At 65.8% G+C, this 16,403-nt stretch carries 18 protein-coding genes and 2 pseudogenes; 3 read left to right on the top strand and 17 right to left on the bottom strand.

Going from position 1 to position 16,403, the window contains the following annotated elements:
- From BN11_RS24390 to BN11_RS19030, 6 genes and pseudogenes are all read right to left on the bottom strand, one after another.
- Positions 1-705 (bottom strand): annotated as a pseudogene (locus tag BN11_RS24390) (site-specific integrase); the annotation flags it as partial.
- 120 nt (positions 706-825) lie between these two features.
- Positions 826-1,125, bottom strand: a complete 300-nt coding sequence (locus BN11_RS19050) for a hypothetical protein (protein ID WP_048698326.1) — start codon at positions 1,123-1,125, stop codon at positions 826-828.
- Positions 1,125-2,105, bottom strand: a complete 981-nt coding sequence (locus BN11_RS19045; RefSeq protein WP_048698327.1) for a caspase family protein — start codon at positions 2,103-2,105, stop codon at positions 1,125-1,127. Before BN11_RS19045 ends, BN11_RS19050 begins: the two co-directional genes overlap by 1 nt.
- Positions 2,106-2,108: 3 nt before the next feature.
- Positions 2,109-2,480, bottom strand: a complete 372-nt coding sequence (locus BN11_RS19040; RefSeq protein ID WP_048698329.1) for a TIR domain-containing protein — start codon at positions 2,478-2,480, stop codon at positions 2,109-2,111.
- Positions 2,481-2,562: 82 nt separating this feature from the next.
- Positions 2,563-3,177: a hypothetical protein gene (locus BN11_RS19035; RefSeq protein WP_157044283.1), complete on the bottom strand. Its 615-nt coding sequence runs from the start codon at positions 3,175-3,177 to the stop codon at positions 2,563-2,565.
- A gap of 213 nt (positions 3,178-3,390) precedes the next feature.
- Positions 3,391-3,729 carry a hypothetical protein gene (locus BN11_RS19030; protein ID WP_048699943.1) on the bottom strand — a complete coding sequence of 113 codons (339 nt, stop codon included), beginning with the start codon at positions 3,727-3,729 and terminating at the stop codon, positions 3,391-3,393.
- Positions 3,730-3,955: 226 nt separating this feature from the next.
- On the opposite strand from BN11_RS19030, the gene BN11_RS26225 reads away from it, so the two are divergent.
- Entirely contained in the window at positions 3,956-4,207 is a 252-nt protein-coding gene (locus tag BN11_RS26225) for a helix-turn-helix domain-containing protein (protein ID WP_083433889.1), read from the top strand.
- Here the strand turns inward: BN11_RS26225 and BN11_RS19025 are convergent.
- The 9 genes from BN11_RS19025 to BN11_RS18985 form a co-directional block, all read right to left on the bottom strand.
- Positions 4,199-4,543 (bottom strand): hypothetical protein, encoded by a 345-nt coding sequence (locus BN11_RS19025; RefSeq protein ID WP_048699941.1) that lies wholly within the window; start codon positions 4,541-4,543, stop codon positions 4,199-4,201. The two genes, BN11_RS26225 and BN11_RS19025, sit on opposite strands and share 9 nt — an antisense overlap.
- A 17-nt stretch (positions 4,544-4,560) precedes the next feature.
- Positions 4,561-5,385, bottom strand: a complete 825-nt coding sequence (locus BN11_RS19020) for a phosphoadenosine phosphosulfate reductase domain-containing protein (RefSeq protein ID WP_048699939.1) — start codon at positions 5,383-5,385, stop codon at positions 4,561-4,563.
- A complete protein-coding gene (locus tag BN11_RS19015) occupies positions 5,382-6,104 on the bottom strand; it encodes a hypothetical protein (protein WP_048699937.1) in 723 nt (240 codons plus the stop codon). Before BN11_RS19015 ends, BN11_RS19020 begins: the two co-directional genes overlap by 4 nt.
- Positions 6,101-6,982, bottom strand: a complete 882-nt coding sequence (locus BN11_RS19010; protein WP_048699935.1) for a hypothetical protein — start codon at positions 6,980-6,982, stop codon at positions 6,101-6,103. The genes BN11_RS19015 and BN11_RS19010 overlap by 4 nt, the downstream gene beginning before the upstream one ends.
- Complete coding sequence (locus BN11_RS19005) at positions 6,982-7,410, bottom strand: hypothetical protein (protein WP_235435554.1); 429 nt, start codon at positions 7,408-7,410, stop codon at positions 6,982-6,984. Before BN11_RS19005 ends, BN11_RS19010 begins: the two co-directional genes overlap by 1 nt.
- Entirely contained in the window at positions 7,407-7,640 is a 234-nt protein-coding gene (locus BN11_RS19000; protein WP_048699933.1) for a hypothetical protein, read from the bottom strand. Before BN11_RS19000 ends, BN11_RS19005 begins: the two co-directional genes overlap by 4 nt.
- Positions 7,637-8,290: a hypothetical protein gene (locus BN11_RS22110; protein WP_083433888.1), complete on the bottom strand. Its 654-nt coding sequence runs from the start codon at positions 8,288-8,290 to the stop codon at positions 7,637-7,639. The genes BN11_RS19000 and BN11_RS22110 overlap by 4 nt, the downstream gene beginning before the upstream one ends.
- Positions 8,291-8,382: 92 nt before the next feature.
- Positions 8,383-10,974 (bottom strand): DEAD/DEAH box helicase, encoded by a 2,592-nt coding sequence (locus tag BN11_RS18990; protein ID WP_048699928.1) that lies wholly within the window; start codon positions 10,972-10,974, stop codon positions 8,383-8,385.
- Between the two features lie 3 nt (positions 10,975-10,977).
- Positions 10,978-12,513 (bottom strand): DNA methyltransferase, encoded by a 1,536-nt coding sequence (locus tag BN11_RS18985; protein WP_053084190.1) that lies wholly within the window; start codon positions 12,511-12,513, stop codon positions 10,978-10,980.
- A 399-nt stretch (positions 12,514-12,912) separates the two neighbouring features.
- Between BN11_RS18985 and BN11_RS18980 the strand changes: the two genes are divergently transcribed.
- Positions 12,913-13,704, top strand: a complete 792-nt coding sequence (locus tag BN11_RS18980; RefSeq protein ID WP_157044225.1) for a helix-turn-helix domain-containing protein — start codon at positions 12,913-12,915, stop codon at positions 13,702-13,704.
- Positions 13,705-14,021: 317 nt separating this feature from the next.
- The gene (locus BN11_RS18975) at positions 14,022-14,240 is read left to right on the top strand and encodes a hypothetical protein (RefSeq protein ID WP_048699405.1); all 219 of its coding nucleotides are present in this window, start codon (positions 14,022-14,024) and stop codon (positions 14,238-14,240) included.
- Between the two features lie 213 nt (positions 14,241-14,453).
- Here BN11_RS18975 and BN11_RS18970 read toward each other — a convergent pair whose 3' ends face one another.
- Together BN11_RS18970 and BN11_RS18965 are read right to left on the bottom strand one after the other, a co-directional pair.
- Positions 14,454-15,506 carry an Eco57I restriction-modification methylase domain-containing protein gene (locus BN11_RS18970; RefSeq protein ID WP_048699404.1) on the bottom strand — a complete coding sequence of 351 codons (1,053 nt, stop codon included), beginning with the start codon at positions 15,504-15,506 and terminating at the stop codon, positions 14,454-14,456.
- A gap of 2 nt (positions 15,507-15,508) precedes the next feature.
- Positions 15,509-16,403, bottom strand: a pseudogene (locus tag BN11_RS18965) (DEAD/DEAH box helicase); the annotation flags it as partial.

Below are 16,403 nucleotides of genomic sequence, written 5' to 3'. Positions count from 1 at the left end.
CCACTGCCGCACCGAGGCAACGACCCAGTCCATCTCCGGCACCAGCAATACGGATCGACGCTTCGGAGGACCGCCACGCGAACTCTTGCCCCATCTCACGAACAGACAGCCCGCCTTGCCGTACTCGGGCACCTTGGGGTTGCCGTGGAGATCGGCGAGGTCAAGGCCCCAGAGCTCGCGGCGTCGAAGCCCAAAGGCATACACCACCTTGAGGACGATGGCGTCACGCTGCGCGGCGATCGCGCCTTTCCGGCCTCGGCAACGAATGCTCTCCACGAGACCGTCAGCGGCGTCGAATAGTGCCTGAACCTCGTCGTAGGTGAGTGGGCGGCGTCCGGGGTCGCCTTCGTAAGGCGTGGTGTGGTGGTAGCTGTTCCACTCGGTGACGACCTGGGTCGGGGCAGACCCGAACTCGTCCTTGCATCGGCTTACCCACTCGTAGTCCGCGCTCGTGACGTACTCCAGGAAGATTCGCAAGGCTGCTTGGTAGCCGCGGATCGTCGTCGGTCGAGCCCCGACCAGGCTGGTGACGAAGGCTTCGAACTCGGTTGCTGTCCACTGCCATGGGTACTGGTTGGTGTACTCCGCGAAGCGCCTCACGACAGCCAGCCGGCCCTCGATCGTCGAGGCCTTCAACTGCCGCGACCTCTGTTGAGCGGCCCACCCTTCCTGCATCGCGTCGAAGACGATGCGCTCGGGATCCACAGAAGGGGCAACCCCGGGGAATCGTCCCGCAACAACGTTCGTCACTGTTGCATTATATGCATCATTGATGCGGATGGATCACCCAAGGCCTGCGGGCCAAGCGTCGCGCCCCTGCTCTCGCTAGCTGTCCAGGGCCTGCCAGTCCTCCAGTGCTCTGATGACGACTGGCAGGTATCGCTGGACCTGTTCGCGATCGCTCTCCTGTTCTCCCTCCGGGAGGTTGACAAACGGCGTCTCGATCTGCCGCTCCCACCTTGCGACAAGATCTGGTGGGATGACGAGGGACCCATCGTCACGTCGTTGGCAGTGGGCATGGACGTAGCGTTGCCAGTGGGCCCATCGCTCGTGCTCGATCGAGGCGAGCCGATCGAGGATCCTCTTGCTCTCGAGGACCTGTCGGATCCTGTCGCTCTCGGACATTAGATGAGCTCTTGGTTGACTAGTCCCCAGTAATGCTGACCAAGGACGGTCAGTTCGCAAGCCTTTGAGTTCATCGCTGCGTGCCACATGTGCTTCTCCCCAACGGGCCGTACGAGGTTGACCTTTGCGAGTTCCTGCAAGATCGCGAAATCTGCGTTCTTCAGGGGATCCGGCAGCGGAGTGCCCGGGGGCTCGCTCCCATTACGCTCGGGCTCGTAGGACGGATCCAACGGGAGTTCCAACGCCGGGTCCTGAAACAGCTCGGTCAGCCTCTGCAAAGCTGTCAATGCGATCGGAGCTTCTGCCTTTCGCAGTGAAACGAAGCGCTCAACGTTGGTCTTGAAGACCGGCCGCTGGGCCCAAGGCCCTAGCGATTGATCGACATGTGCGTACACACTGCCCGGCGTAACCTCACCAACCAGGTTAGCCGCGGCACCGCTGAGAGCATCCACGAGGAGGTTGGTGAACACCCCAGAACCATTCGATTCCAGTGAATACTGTTTCGCCGTTGACGCGGTGAGAATCGTCACGCCGTCCTTGATCTCGGCAAACGCGGGAGAAATCGGATTGTTCCCCGCTCCTCCGCTGTGGCAGCAGTCGAGGATGATGACCTTGTTCTCCGCCGGGGACTGACTGGCCAACGTCATCACATCGCTGAGGGCGAGTCCGTCATGGCCGTCAGCACAGTCGCTAGGGCACAGGAATCCGCCCGTGCTGTCGATATAGCCGTGGCCCGAGAAGTAGAACAGCGCGATGTCGGCCTTGTCCCGAAACAGTTCCTGGACGGATTCGCGCAACTCGGTTCGCGACACGGCACTATCCTCGCTCGTCGCCACAAGCAACTTGGGCTGAGTGAAGTTCGTGGTCCCGTCGGCGTGCCGGTCCAGGACCCCCTTGACATTGTGCGCGTCATTGGCTGCTCCGTGCAGCGATACTATCGACTCGTAGTAGTCGATCCCCACGATGAGTGCCTTACGCATAGCTCAGAGCGAGTCGATGAAATTCGCCACGTTAGCGTCGGTCCATTCGACGGTTTGGACGCCCGCCAGCGCAGTCCGGTCATTGGAGTAGATCCAGATGCCTCGGATCTTCTTCCCCTCCTCCTTGGCGCACTGGATCTCCCACTTCTGACCAGATGACGTGAGCGAGTTCTTACTGACCAAAGCCACAATTCCGTCGGAGCGGCGAATCCGGGTGCGGACCTTTTCTTTCCACTCAGTGTCGTACGGCTTCTTGACCGACATGTCGATGAACTCGTAGGGGTGGCGCGGGTGCAGGGATTGTCCCTTGAAGAGGTCCCGCATCCTCTCGTCTTCGATCGCGAACGCGACGAATACAACCTTCTTGTCGGTCATGATTACTCTCCCATCGCGGCTAGGGCGTGAATGGCCCCGCAAGTTACTTCGGTTGAACAGGGCTCGATCGACTGTAACCTCGTCACGAGATGTTGGGGCCGCCCGCTGGACGAGCGGCCCCAACGTTGCATCCGTTGAATATGGCTCGCTTGCGGGGCAGCCCCACCCGATCCATGAAGTCGTCGAACTCCCCGCACCACTGGCGGTCGTCGGCCTCGCTGTGCGCCTCAGAGACGAGCCGGTCCCGCCACGACTCCTGGTCGCGCCGGGTGCAGATGTGGGCCCGTGCCTCGGTCAGCAGCGCGCCCATGGCCGCCCGCTCCCCCTCGCTGGCCCGCCCCTTGACCAACTGCCGGGCGTCGACCTTGGCGACCGGCATCACCAGCCGCTGCACCTTCGACTCGGACAGCACGAGCACCGAGAACGTCTCGTGCACCCGGCCCCCGGTCTCGACTGGCCCCAGCCAGTAGCCCTTCACGGTCTCGCCGGAGGGCATCACCTCGGCGATCTCGACGAACTCGCCGGTCACCGGCAGCATCACCACCGACTCGGCATTCCGGCCGATCCCCGGCTCCAGCGCGGTGAACACCTCCGTGCCGCGCAGCGCGGTCACGATCGTCATCTCGTGGTCGACCACAGCGGGCCGCCCCACCAGGTCAATGCTCCACACCGGAGCCTCAGCAGCCATGGTTGTCATGGGTCATCTCCTCATCGGAGTCAGGGGCAGATGGTCAGTCCGCCCGATTGGTTGGTGCCTTCGACACTACCGGCCAGCACCGACACCGAACACCCCTGCACGACAACGGAATCCCCTGTGCCCGGCGGCATGGGGTGCCGGGCACAGGGGAAGGCCGACAGCCGCCTCCGAAGATGACGCTGCCGGCCCGTCGAGCTCGTGCCGGATACCCGGTCAGTCGGGCAGGTAGAGCGAGAACTCGTCGTGCCCGCCGGCCACGAACGTGTACCCCTGCTCGCCGTTGGGCTGGGAGGTGTCAGCCACGTTGTAGTCCCGAATCACCACGCCAGCGGGATCCCTCGCCTCGGTCATCATCGACGCCGCCAGCAGACCATCACCCGGGTCGGCAAGGACCTCGGCGACGGTGTGCCGGTCGTACAGGATCTCCCGGGCGTACTCCTCAGCCTGCTCCAGAGAATCAAACCCCGACACCAGCAGCACGGTCTCGCACTCCACCCCCTCACAGTGCGGGTGCAGCCCCTCATCGCAGTCACCGAACTCGATCTCGAACACGACCCCTCCTCGGGTCTCGGGTGAGCGATGGTCAGCCGCTCACAAGTGGTGGTGTCTTCGACGCTACCGCCCACCACCGACCCCCAGAGCCCGACTGGGCCGCCGACCCCGGCGGCATGGGGTGCCGGGGTCGGTGGCCTATCTAGGGTGAGTGGTGGCGGCATACCGCTGCGCGTCTCCTCGGTTGTGAGGGAGCGGCTGCTACTCGAAACGAGGAGGGTCACCCGTGCCATACCCGGGCAAACCCGTTCCCGAGCCGCTGCCGCAGTTTCGGGGCACAGCTGGGGTGCGTCAGAGCGCCGAGCAGAGACAGGCGTTGCTCGAGTTCGTTGCTCACGGATACCGGGAAGGGTTGTCCCTGAGGGATCTGGCCGCGATGTCGGATCGGTCCCAGACTGCGGTGCGAAGAGCACTGGCGCAGGCGGGGGTGTCGTTGAGGTCACGTGGCGCTCCACCGGTGCGCGACCGCTCAGAGTGAGGTGATGCGTCCAGTCCGCAGATCGCCCTGCCAGCAGGGTGGGTCATGGGCGTCGAGGGGAACCAAGGTGATGATGTCCGCCGCTTCGGCCGGATGATCCATCGCCTGGACCAGGCAGTCGTCGTAGACGTGCCCGGCGTAGTAGCCGAGGCGTCCGTTGATGGTGCGGTAGATCCGGTCGGCGGACTTGGGCAGCAGCAGTGAGAGCGCCTGGTCGATGGCGATGGAGAACTCGACCCCAGGGTGCCTCCTGCGGGCGCGAGCGAGCAGTTCGTCCGTCATCCTCTGGACGTCACCGATCGCGCCGTCGACGACGTCGTCCTCGGGCGTGTCCATCGTGCTGCTCCTCCTTCCTAAACGAACTCGCGGATCCGGGGCAGGACCGCGGCGAGCTCCTCGAACAGGGCCGGCCAGCCCCGGCGCAGCCACGTGATCCGCCCCTCCTCGAGGCGGGTCCCGTCGATCATCCCCGACACCCGCAGGAAGTGCTCAGGTGCGCCGAGCCGGCGCAGCTTGTCGTAGACCGGGTTGACCGGGAGCCGGTACCGGCTGATGTGCCCCCAGATCTCGTCGGTGTGCCAGTCCCACACCGGACCGTAGGCGACGGTCCCGTCGACCCGGCTGATCAGCCCCCCATGGCGGGCCCCCCGCCGTTGCTGGCCGGTGCAGGTGTCGGGGCGCGGGCAGGTCACGGCTCGAAGAGCGTTGGCGTAGGCCGCCGCTCGGCCGCGGGACTCCTCCGCACGCACTCCCCACAGCTCCCCCGGGCCGTGCGCCCGGTGCGCGGTCGCGGCTGGTTCGACGATGAGGACCTGGTGCAGGTTCGGTGTCGGCCGGTCAGGTGCATGGTGGTCCCAGCCGCCATTGCCGGCCAGGACCTCCAACGTGGTCATCCGGGCAGGAACGACGTCCAGGTTGAGCGACCACATCTTGGTCAGCTGCTCGAGGTAGACGTAGGTCTCGGGGAACTCCAGGCCGCTGTCGAAGAAGGCCACAGGTGTCTCGGGGGCGACCTGTCGGACCAGGTCGAGCACGACCAGGGAGTCCTTGCCGCCGGAGAAGGCGACGTAGCCCTCGTGCTGGTCCAGGTGCGCCCGGATCCGGCACCGAATCAGGTCCAGGTCGCGGCGACTGGCGCGCAGCCCCTGCAGGGCGCGGACGTCGAGGCCGGCGGTCATGAGCTCAGCAGTGCCGGGAGCGCGAGCTGGTGCTGTCGGGCGGGATGCATGTAAGGCGGTCGGATCCCCGCACGGCCGAGGCCTCCGTCGACGACCTCGGCGCCGGCCCGGTCTCGACAGGTCTGGGGGCATGGCCTGCCCAGGGTCCCGTCGGGGTGCAGGTGGCCGGCGGTGAACTCGTCGAGGTCCTCGGCGAGCTGTACCTCCCAACGCAGGACGTGGCCTTCACCGGTGGAACGCTTCTTGCCGATGCTGACGACCGGCTCCAGCAGCTCATGGATCGCGGTCGGGTCGCCGACGGCGTGCCAGGTCACCGAAGCGCACGGCGTGACCAACAACGGCATCCTGCGGGCCCGGAACCGTCCCTGTCGGTCAGAGACCGTCTTCGGCAGTCCCGTGGAGACCTGCTCCAGCGCCCGGGCATCCACCCGTCCGGTCCAGGTGTGGACATCGACCCGGCCGGAGTCCTGGTCGGGTAGGGCGCAGGTCGCGGCCCAGTGCCATGGGCCATCGGGCGGGGTGCACCGCGCCAACGGGAGATCGAGATCCGGTGGGTCGTCACGCTCCATCGCGCGCACGTACTCCTGGCCCTGCTCCCGGCAGGAGGCCTTCTGGCGCGCCCACAGCTCCGAGGCGAGCAGCCCGTCCAGCGCGATGCCCCACGGCGCTGCCTGGGCGATCCCGAACGACAGGTGAGCCCGCACCGTGAGCGGCTTCACGCCAGCCCCTGGAGTGCGGTGAGGATCTCGCTCCGGTTCTGGTCGAGCACAGCGCGCCAGTCTGGGAGCTCGTCGGTGGAGGGATGCACGTCGACGGTGAGGTCGGCCCTCACCTGACCATGGCCGATCCCGACCCGGCCCCCGAGCCGCCCGTCGCTGTGGAAGGTGTCGAGTACCTCGAGGAAGAAGGCCATCTCCAGAGGGCTGGGTCGGCGCAGCCGCAGCCAGGTGCTGAAGGTGGTGCCGGCCGGGAAGGTCTCGATGTGGAAGAGCATCTGGTTGCCTCCGCGCAGCACTGGTTCAGGCCGCCCGGTCTCGTCGAAGAGGAGCTCGGCTCCGGTGTCGACCGGGGTGATGACGCCGGCGAAGTCGTGGCCGTCGCTGTCGTCCTGACGGGTGTAGGCCTCGAGCTGGGTGCCGGTGAAGGCAGAGCGGGTGGTGGTGACGCCGGTGATGTGGCTGGTCTCGCTCAGGTGAGGGACGACCTTGCCGACATCGAGGGCACCGTTGATGATCGTCCCTCCCCCGGCGGCGCCGAACACCCCGATCTGCGGGACCAGGTCGCGCAGCTGCTGGAGCCGGTTCCCGGACAGCGGCTCGTGACTGGTCTTGGCCAGCGACCCACCACCCCTGAGCGCGTGAGCTGCTGCGGGGTGCAGGAGACCTTCGTAGCCGACGGCGTCACGGAGCAGCTCCTCCCCCAGTCGGCGTAGCCGGCCGCGCAGGGTGTTGCCGGAGACGATCGGGACGTGGACCAGCTCACCGCTGGAAGAGCAGACCAGCTCGCGGCGAAGCAGCGTGATGGTGCCGCGGGTCTCACCGCCGTGGGCGATCGAGGAAAGTGCGGTCAGGGTGCCTTCCCACCGGGTGGTGCGCATCAGGCCACCTCCTCGGTCCGAGTGGCACGGGTCTGGCGCACGGTGTCGGCGACGATCCTGGTCCTCAGCAGCAGCGCCTCGGTCTCGAAGCGCAGGACCTCCAGCACCGGAAGTGACTCGGCGCGCAGCAGCTGCTCGAGCTCGGCGCGCTCGGCGGCGGTGCGGGGCTGCGACCCGAGGTCGTCGGCGACGTCGCGCCACCACCGGCGCAGGTTGGCTGACCGGTAGGTCGCGCAGATCACCCGATCGGGCAGCAGGCTCTCCCAGTACGTCGGCCGGTAGCGCGAGACCCACCCTCCAGACCAGTCGATGCCGTAGTGCACCAGCAGCAGCAGCCGCTCGGCGACGCCGGCGGGTCCGTCGAGGGCCGGCATGAAGTCGGCCGTGGTCGCCAGCCACCTCGTCGTCGGGGTCACGTCCTGCTTCACAGCGCCACCGCGTAGGTCGGCAGGGCCATGAACGCCGGCGCCCGATCGAGGCATCGGGGGCACTGCACCTCGGCTGGGTGGTCCTCGATCTCCTCCAGCGCCGCGCGGCCGCACAGGGTGGTCGCCGGAAGCTCGTCGGGTCGTGTCCCGCGCAGGGCTGGGCTGGTCACCACTAGGTGCGTGAGCGGGTTCCCCGCGGCGGTGACGCTGCGGAAGGGGGTGTTCATCATCGTCGGCTCTCCTTCGTGGTGGGGGTGGTGACGTGCACGGCAAGTGCCATCCAGGGGTTCCCGGGCTGACGCCACGGCTCCAGCTGGCTCCAGGCGTCCAGCACCTGGGGGAACTGCTCTGGGGTCAGCGTCCTCATGACCTGGAAGGGCGGAGCAGCGGCGGTGAGCATGCGCGACCCGAACCCCAGTGCCCGCAGCCGGTCGATCTGACGTAGCCGGGCCAGCTCCTGGTGGTTCCATCCCAGGTCGACGTCCTCGACCGCGACCCTGCCCCAGGTGGCCATTGGCAGCAGATGCTTGCGTCCTGGCCGAAGCGGGACCACCAGAGCGCTGTCGGTGCCGAGCGGTCCCGACCGCAGCAGGGCGGCGACGCCGGCGCGGTCGAGAGGGGCCAGGCTTGCCGGGTCTCTGGTGACCAGGTGTGCTCCAGCGCGCAGCTCGGCTGTGGCGTACCCCCAGGCGCATCCCGGGCACACGCCTCGACCCGAGGGGTTGGCCCATCCGTCGAATCCGGTGAACTGCTTGGACACCACGGACCGCACCGCGACCAGCTGGTCGCGGGATCCGCAGTGGGAGCAGTCTCCGGTCAGGGAGGTCGCGTGAGGGGTTGGGGATCCTGCCCCGACCCACGCAGCGGTGAGCACATCCATGGTGGCCTCGCACGGTCAGTGGTTTGCGACGGTCACCTGGGGAAGGTTCACCAGCGGGGTCTCTGTGACCCCCTCATGCGTGCGAGATCAGGTCAGTAGGCGCGCGACTGCGGTCCGTTGAAGAGGTCGGCCGCGGACTTGCCGTCCTTCTCGGCCGCCAGGATCGCCGCTCGGACCGTGGGGTCCTTCAGATCCAACGACCGCAGGGTCTTGTCTCGCCCCTCGTCGATCGCGTCGATCCTGGCGTAGACCGCGCCGTGCTCCGCGGCGTACCTGGCCAGCCCCTCGAGGCGCTCCAGCGCTCCGGTGAAGCTGCCGCTGTGGGGGTCGACGATCGAGGGGACGATCTGCCCGCCGGCGTTGGTGTCGAAGAAGATGAAGTCCGGTTGCAGCGACTTCCAGAGCCCGTCCTTGCGGTAGGGCACCCGGATGGAGTGCTTGCCGGCGTCGGAGGGGTTGCGGTACCAGGCCACGACCGAGGACCGGTCGAGCTCCTGGGCGAGGACGTCCTTCTCCCAGCTGGTGAACTTGGGGTCCAACGGCCACTGCCCATCGCCGTCGGCCAGGACGTGCTTGGGGTACCGGGGCAGCTTCTCCCCCTCGGCGGTCCCTCCCTCGACCCGCTGGTTGGTCCGCAACTCGGTGGGAGTGAGCTCCGGTTCGCGAGCCTGGCCCCGGATGTCGTCGTAGACCGCTTGCCGGGCATCTCCAAGGAGTTTGATCTGGCCGTGGTACTTCTCCAACCACGCCCGGGTCTGCGTCTCGGCGGTGTCCTGCAGCGCCTTGACCACCACGGCCTCGCCGTTGCGCTCGATCCGGGACAAGGCCGCGACCCGGGCGTCGATGCTGACCAAGTCAGCAGTGATCCCGTCAGCAGTCAGCGCTTGCTGGTAGAGCTTCTTGAGGTATCCGGTGACCACGGCCGCGCCCAGGATCCGTCGGGTGGAGCCCAGCGCCTCCTTGACGGTGTTCTCGTCGGCCTCGCGCACCATGTGGCTGGTCTGGGCCGAGCTGTCTCCGTGCCGGGCGGTGAATCTGCGGACCTCGGCCTCCATGATCGCGGCCGAGATCTGCTCGACGTCCTCGGCGTACTGAGCCGCAGCCCCGTCGAGCACCCCGAAGAGCGAGCTCATCAGCTGCTCGTTGGGCTTGTCGACGAATCCGTCGACGGCCATCGCGGTCGCTGCGTCGATCGCCCGCTTGACCGGCCTGGGCGCGGCCGCCGGCTTGGGCAGCGAGGGCAGGCTTTCCAGCAGCTCGCGGACCTCCTCGGGGACCTTCTCGTTCCAGGCCAGGTCGACCGGCTGGAAGATCACCTTGGGTCCCGGAGGCAGCGGTGGCTCACCCCCTCGGCTCTTGGCGATGCCCATGATTTCCTCGGAGACCGCCTTCGCGGTGGGTCGGTCGAAGTGCGGCAGGAAGCACGAGGCCGAGTTGAGCCGGTCATCGTTGGTCGACCGCGCCAGCGGGGTTCGCACCATCCGGCCGAGCAACTGGGTGATGTAGGTCTTGTCCCGCGCCGGCCGCAGCGAGACCAGGACCTCTGCTCGAGGGCAGTCCCATCCGGTGGAGACGGCGTCCTTGGCCAGCAGCACCCGCACCGTCGGATCGTTCTGGATGTCCTGCGGCTTGACCTTCGGGATCGGTATGCCGTTGATCTCCAGATCCCCGCGGTCGCCCAGGACGTGTGCGACGCAGTCGTCGGTGAACTCCGGGAAGGCGCCACGGATGACGTTGAGGGTGGTGGCGATGAGCCGGTCCTCAGCCTTCTCGCCGGCGGCTCCAGTCTCCTTGTTGGGCAGCTGCACCACGAGCAGCGGCGTGACCACGTTCTCGCCCTCAGCGGCGCAATAGTCGGCCCAGCGGGCGCTCTGAGCGACGAACTCGATCGTTCCGTCGCGCAGCATCGAGGTCTCGAAGTCGCCCTTCTCGTCAGGGATGTCGAGCACCAGGGTGTTCTTCAGCAGCCCCGAGGCCTGCACCCGGACGGGGTCGATCACCACGTTCGACTTTGCGGTTCGCTCGGTGGCGCTGGCCATCGCCGTAGTGAACCGCTCCGGGGTGGCAGAGATCCCCCAGACGATCGGGACGGGCAGGTTGGTCCCGTTGCCGTTGATGATCTTCTGCACGATCGTCTGGCGTTCCTCGGCCTCATCCCGCCGGACCGCTTTCATCCCCTCGTGCGCCTCGTCGAGGATCACGTAGAGGGTCAGCTGGTCGTCTCGGATGGTGTTGTCGAGGATCTCCCAGAACGTGAACTGGCGGGCGTTGGTCTTGCGCACGAACAAGCTGCTGCTGGCCAGCTTGGCCGGGTTGATGAAGTAGACGGTGCCCTTCTCCAGCTTCTCGCCGGCGAAGTCCTTGTCCAGCAGGACCAGGTCCCCGACTGGAACCCGGTCGGCGGCCTCGATGATCCGGTGCCGGGTCTGCTCGTTGAGTGCCGGGTCCTTGCTGATCCACAGCACCACCGCTCCGGGGTCGGCTTCGACGTCGAGCTCGGTGGAGCCATGGATCAGTGCCTCGATCACGGTCGCGGCGATCACGGTCTTGCCGGCACCCGTGGTCGCCGAGAGCGCGAAGGAGAACCGTTCACCGCGGCGGTGGTAGTCCTCGCGGCACTGCTCGAGCCGTTCCAGCACGGCGCGCGCGGCGTCGTCCTGGTAGTCCTTCAGCTGGTAGCGCACCGACTACTCCTTACCGGTGTTGATCTCGAAGGTCCGCAGGTACGACTCATACAGCCGCACCGTCTCGACTCGCGCGGGCAGCAGTGCCGCGACCCGTTGGAACTGCTTCTCGTCGTCGGTGACGATGAACGCGACCTCGAGCTCACCGGCGTGGTCGACGGCGGCAGCGAAGGCGCCGGCTGCGTCGATCGCGAACAGCACCCCGTAGGTGTCGGCCAGGGCAAAGGTGTCGGTCGTCGAGGTGATCGGCTCTCCGCGGGCTCCGGCTCTCATCCACAGCAGCGGCGCGATCGCCTCAAACGCCATGTCTGCTCCCACGACCCGCGGATCCTCGTAGGTCAGCGTGAAGAACTCAACGTTTTCCTCCAACCCGTCTGACATCGGGAAGGGGTCGGTGAACTGATACTCCCCCCGGATGGTTTCTCCGCTTGGTGTGAGGCCGGTGATGGCCGCCTCGATCCGGGGCTTGGTGATGAAGTCGCAGATCCCAAGCGCTTCCCACTCGGGATCTCCCGGGCGGTGCCCCTTGCGTCGGAGTGATGTCTCCTCCGTGGCTGAGACCTCGTTGTTAGTCACCATGATGCTTCGGCGATGGCCCCCATCCTGATGGTTGAGGCGCATGACGGCGTGTGCTGTGGTGCCTGAGCCAGCGAAGAAGTCGATGACGACTGCATCGGGCTTGTCTGCAAGAAAGAACCGCAGGGCGTCCTCGACGGCGTACAGGCTCTTGGGGAAGGGGAAACGCCGATCAGGGATGAACCGCATCAGCATCCGTGAGCCGTACTGCGTCGAGTCGTGGCTGGCGACCCTCCACTGGGTGCTTGGGATGACTCGACGCTCGTCCGAGTCGAGAGTGGAAGTAACCACCGAACCGTCGGTGTCTCGACCGGTAACGGTGTAGATGCCGTCCTGGATCTTCCGTTGCTCTCCCACCGTCAGGTAGTAGATCGGCGTGTTCTCTCCCTTTACCGCCCCGACTTTCACGAAGCCGTTGGTGAGCGCTTCTCGGGTTGAGGACGGGCCTAACCGCCACCGTCCCTCGGTCCCGTTCCTTCGTATCGGCCATACAGCGATCGTGCCGTCGGGGGGTGCAACAGCCGCCCGGTCGGTGGCGAGGTCTATGGCTTCGCCAACGGAGTGGATCGTTCGGGTGTCTGGGTTCAGGAAGATCGGGAAGAACATGCCGGGCCTATCGCTCCTGGCGGACGAGGCGGCTGATCGACGAAGGAGGTCCCAGCGGATCTCACCGCGATGCGTCCGGCCCTTGGTGGTGATCCAGTCGCTGGCCAATGGCACAGGTAGCGGAGCGGCGTCCCCAAGCATCACGAAGAAGTAGTACTCGTCAGCACGCCTGAACTCCGATCCTCGCGCGATCGCAGCCGGGTTGATTGCGACTGAGACCATCTGTATCCGCGCCTCGGGAAAGGTCTGTTCCAGGAGCAGTCCCAGTCGCAGATACTCGCGCTCGTCGATGCTGATGATGAGGACGGAGTTGGTCGGATTCAGCAGTTTGCGCGCGAGCTTGAGTCGGCGCTCCATGAAGGCGAGCCACTTGGAGTGCCGGTAACCGTCTTCCGCGTCGACGTAATCGTTGCTGTACTTCCAGTCTCGAGCACCTGTGTTTATCTAACCCTTCAGGCGGATTGCCGCACAGGAGTAGGCTTCTCAGTGTCCACGACTGTCAGAAGCGGGAGTGGGGCGCCCCAGCAACGGTCGGCATTGAGAACCCACGTAGGTGTTGGCCACGGTTCCGAGCAGTTTTGTCCGGCTGCCAGAGTGGTGTCCGCCACGTTCGGATCTGCCATCGGACATGGCCCCTCGATGTGACATATATCACCATGTCGGTGTGGGGGGAGATGATGGGGCCGGCACTTAAGAGGGGTTGAACACCGAGAAGCTTGCGCGTCGGTGCTCAAGCCCGACAGATGAGGAGACCTTTTGATCCCGCCCCCCGAGGAGGCGCCCGACGGACAGCCCGTCGGGGACTCGGGGGCGCCCCGGATACAACCGGACAAGAGTGGGACGATTGCGCTCGGGGTGCCGGAGGCGTGGCTGGCGGACCCCGCCTTTGACAAGCCCGCAGCTGATGTGGATCGGCTCGCCGGTGACCTCGACCTCTATAACACCCTCGCGCTAGCCGGATTCTGCGGGTCAGGCTACGACTACTTCGCGGACGAACTCGCGCGCTACGGACTGGCCGTCATCGGCTCATGGGTGCGATCTGGACTGATCTTCGCCAAGTGTCGTGATCGCGGCCTGGGCGGACTTGCCCCTCCGTCATGGGAGCTCCGGGACGACCACGCCGAGGAGCTGACGAACGAGACAGTCGGTCTGGCGGTGATCAAGTTCCGGGAGACGGTCCTGCTCAAGAAGAAGTGGGACCCGCGCAAGGGTGCGAGCCTGCGCACCTTCTTCATCGGGCAGTGCCTCATCCGGTTCGCCAACATCTACAGGAGTTGGCTCGCCCGGGAGGACCGCTGGAGCGCACAGCGCGAGATGACCGAGGATCTGCACCCTCACGTGCGCCCTCACGACCGCGCCCTGGACGACATGCTGGCCCAGGCCGAACTCGGCGAGATCGAGGACCGCAGGCTCCGCCTCGCCATCGTCTATACGGCGGCCGGTTGGCGCCAGTGGGAGATCGCCCAAGAGCTCAGTGTCTCGGAGAAGACGGTCGAGCGGATGCTCGCCAACCACAGGCAGAGGATCCAGAAACGGAGGAGCGCGTGAGCGACAGCAACATCGTCCAGAAGGTGAACAAGAGCTCACTCGGCAGCCGGCAGGCGCGCACTCTTCGAGCCTCGGTGTCCGTCACCCGGGCTAGGAGCGTCATCGCCCAAGCCCAGGCCAAGCAAACTCCCCATCAGCCGGGGGGTAGCGACGACGGCACCACTAAGAGATAGACGACCGACTCCAACCGGGAGCCGGCCAGGGTGGTGCAACAGCACCGCCCTCCGAACCGCGGGACGGAGCGAAGGGCGAGCATGGTGTGGAAACCGACAGCCTATCGCCTCCGAGCCCGCACGTGAACCCTTTGGAGGTTCGACATGGCAGGAAAGTCCAGCGGCCGCGGGCGCGCAAGATCGGCCAAGACCGGCCGGTACGTGACCCGGGCGACAGCAGCGCGCCACCCGAAGAGCACCGTCATCGAGGCGGGCGGCAATAAGGGATCGGGGACGCGCTCCCGCAGTGCGATCACCGGCCGGTTCGTGACCCCGGCGACGGCCCGGCGCCACCCCGGCTCGACCGTCACCGAGAACGGCTGATCGTGGTGTCGACCACTCGTCGCACCCGTGTCATCCGCCGTGGTGGCATCACCGTCAGGGTGACGACCGTAGTCACCACCAGGCGCCGCATCGTCCCACTGCCGGCCCGGGTGGTGCGGCAGGTGGGGTGACCGACGCCTCAACGTTGCCCCCGCCCAACTATCTGGGCGGGGGCAACTTGTGAAATGCAAGGTCAGATCATGTCGCCAGCGGTCATTCCATCGGCTTGATGTGGGCTTCGATGAAGGCGATCTCGTCGGCGTCGAGGCCGTACTTCGCGTAAAGCTGCTGGTCAATTTGCGGGATCGGAGTCGTCCAGTCGATGTCCGAAGCCGACGTGAAGTCTTGGAGGGGGACGTACTTCCAGACCCTGGCAGGGTTGTGCTGAGTGATCTTCAGGACACCGAGAAGCGCGCGGGCGAACTTGGTCTTCACGTACTTGAGACAAGCGTCGGCGGCGACCTTCTCATCGAAGGATCCGATCGTGATGAAGGTCTGGGTGACCCCAACACTGGGCTCACCAATCATCGGTTCACCGATAACCAAGGCCGGCTCCCTACCGAGTGTTCCGAGGTGCCCTCGGGAAGCCGGCACCAGGACCTTGTACTTACCGAGGCCCTCCGGACCGGTGAGGTAGTCACGGCGAATCCAGCGGTAAGCGCGGCTCCTGCCAGCGAGGCCGTACACACGGACATACTCGTTGCCGTCGGCGGGCTTGTCTGCGTGGTAGAGAAACGCGAACTGCTCGAACGTGTTCGTATTCACCAGCGCCGTGTTGCCTTCTGGTCGCAGGTCACGAGCCTGCGGGTGGTCTTCGTACAACTTGTCTGTGTAGCGGTAGGAGCGCGAACTCGTGATCCCGATCTGGGCCAGCGAGGCATCACCGGACTCGATCACCTTGTGGAGGATCGTGTTGAGCTCCGGGAAGCTCGTGAACGTGCCGATTGACTCGCCGTCGTGATCCTCATCCCAGTAGGTGACTGCGATCCCGCCATTGATCGTCGTACCGGGGAACAGGGCGTCACTGTCAGGCACGTAGTGCGGGACCCTCAGGCGAGGGTCAGCGAGCATCTTCTCGTTCCACGCCTTAGGGGTGAAGCCCGCGTTGAACAGGAAGCGTGCCGGGGTGATGAGCACGACTTTCTTGCCTACTTCGTAGGCCGCGTCCATGAACAGGTGGTACACGGGGGTGTCACGGGTGCCCCCTCCCTGCGCCTCCTCCTGATAGGGCGGGTTGCCGATGACAACATCGAACTTCTTGCTCATGGTCAGGACCCTACTGTCAGCATGTCCTCGACCATCGTCTGTCGCTCTTCGGGGGTCATCCGAGCGAGGTTGCCCACCCTGAAGTGTCCGGACTCCTCCATCCAACGCTTGCGTTCGGGGATGCCGCCGGAGACGGCCTCGATAGTGATGCGGTGCAGGATCTGGTTGTGGCTCATCTCGAAGATCTGCGAGGTGAGGATGTGCCGCAGGCGCTCGTCCTGGTCTGGGATCTGGTCGGCCAGGCCGTGGTCGAGGCGGCGAACAAGCTCCATCAGGAAGAGTCCCGCCGTTGAGAAGAGGTCCGCAAAGGTCTTTTCCGGGTCGGTGAAGATGCCGGGGTTCTCTTCTTCCAGGATGTCAACCATCTTCTCGACGACGGGTTTGGGGGTGAACACCAGCGAGGTCTTCTGCCGAGGGATGTAGGCGAAGATGTCCTCGGTTAGTTCGTCGTCGAAGTAGTCAGCCAGACCCTCTTTCTTGTCCAGGAACTCCTGGACGGCCTGGTCGAAGACGGACTCGTCGAACAGGCCGGGGATGATCGTGACCGTCCCGTCGTCTTCGGTGATCTCTTGGCCGTCGCGCAGCACCCGGAACTCGGCCTCGGTGATGCCGGTGATCTCCTCGAACACATCGTCGGGGGTGTAGTCGTCGAAGTTCGCCAGGCGGGTGTCCCGATCGCCGTAGGCCATGAGGAACATCGGGATCGTGCGGGCGAAACCCCGCAAGTGGGACCGGGCGTCCTCCATCGTCTTGTCGGCGCGCTTCTGCTCCGACTTGGTCTCTTCCCGCTTGACCACCTCGGGGACGATGGTCTTCATCACGTCCTCCACGATGGCCGCCAGGTCCTTCTTGAACGCCTCCATCTCGCCCGCCTGCCGAGACTTGACGTCTTCGGCT

The sequence above is a fragment of the Nostocoides australiense Ben110 genome (assembly GCF_001050535.1).
In the GTDB taxonomy this organism is placed as follows: Bacteria; Actinomycetota; Actinomycetes; order Actinomycetales; family Dermatophilaceae; genus Nostocoides_A; species Nostocoides_A australiense.
This window is presented reverse-complemented; position numbering and strand designations above follow the sequence as displayed.

What these genes read in the sequence shown, in the direction of transcription:
- BN11_RS18975 (WP_048699405.1), top strand. Translation starts at nt 14,022, where the DNA reads ATGGCAGGAAAGTCCAGCGGCCGCGGGCGCGCAAGATCGGCCAAGACC.
- BN11_RS19010 (WP_048699935.1), bottom strand. Translation starts at nt 6,982, where the DNA reads ATGCGCACCACCCGGTGGGAAGGCACCCTGACCGCACTTTCCTCGATC.
- BN11_RS19020 (WP_048699939.1), bottom strand. Translation starts at nt 5,385, where the DNA reads ATGACCGCCGGCCTCGACGTCCGCGCCCTGCAGGGGCTGCGCGCCAGT.
- BN11_RS19050 (WP_048698326.1), bottom strand. Translation starts at nt 1,125, where the DNA reads ATGTCCGAGAGCGACAGGATCCGACAGGTCCTCGAGAGCAAGAGGATC.
- BN11_RS19040 (WP_048698329.1), bottom strand. Translation starts at nt 2,480, where the DNA reads ATGACCGACAAGAAGGTTGTATTCGTCGCGTTCGCGATCGAAGACGAG.
- BN11_RS22110 (WP_083433888.1), bottom strand. Translation starts at nt 8,290, where the DNA reads ATGGATGTGCTCACCGCTGCGTGGGTCGGGGCAGGATCCCCAACCCCT.
- BN11_RS19035 (WP_157044283.1), bottom strand. Translation starts at nt 3,177, where the DNA reads ATGACAACCATGGCTGCTGAGGCTCCGGTGTGGAGCATTGACCTGGTG.
- BN11_RS18985 (WP_053084190.1), bottom strand. Translation starts at nt 12,513, where the DNA reads ATGGAGCGCCGACTCAAGCTCGCGCGCAAACTGCTGAATCCGACCAAC.
- BN11_RS19000 (WP_048699933.1), bottom strand. Translation starts at nt 7,640, where the DNA reads ATGATGAACACCCCCTTCCGCAGCGTCACCGCCGCGGGGAACCCGCTC.
- BN11_RS19045 (WP_048698327.1), bottom strand. Translation starts at nt 2,105, where the DNA reads ATGCGTAAGGCACTCATCGTGGGGATCGACTACTACGAGTCGATAGTA.
- BN11_RS18970 (WP_048699404.1), bottom strand. Translation starts at nt 15,506, where the DNA reads ATGAGCAAGAAGTTCGATGTTGTCATCGGCAACCCGCCCTATCAGGAG.
- BN11_RS19025 (WP_048699941.1), bottom strand. Translation starts at nt 4,543, where the DNA reads ATGGACACGCCCGAGGACGACGTCGTCGACGGCGCGATCGGTGACGTC.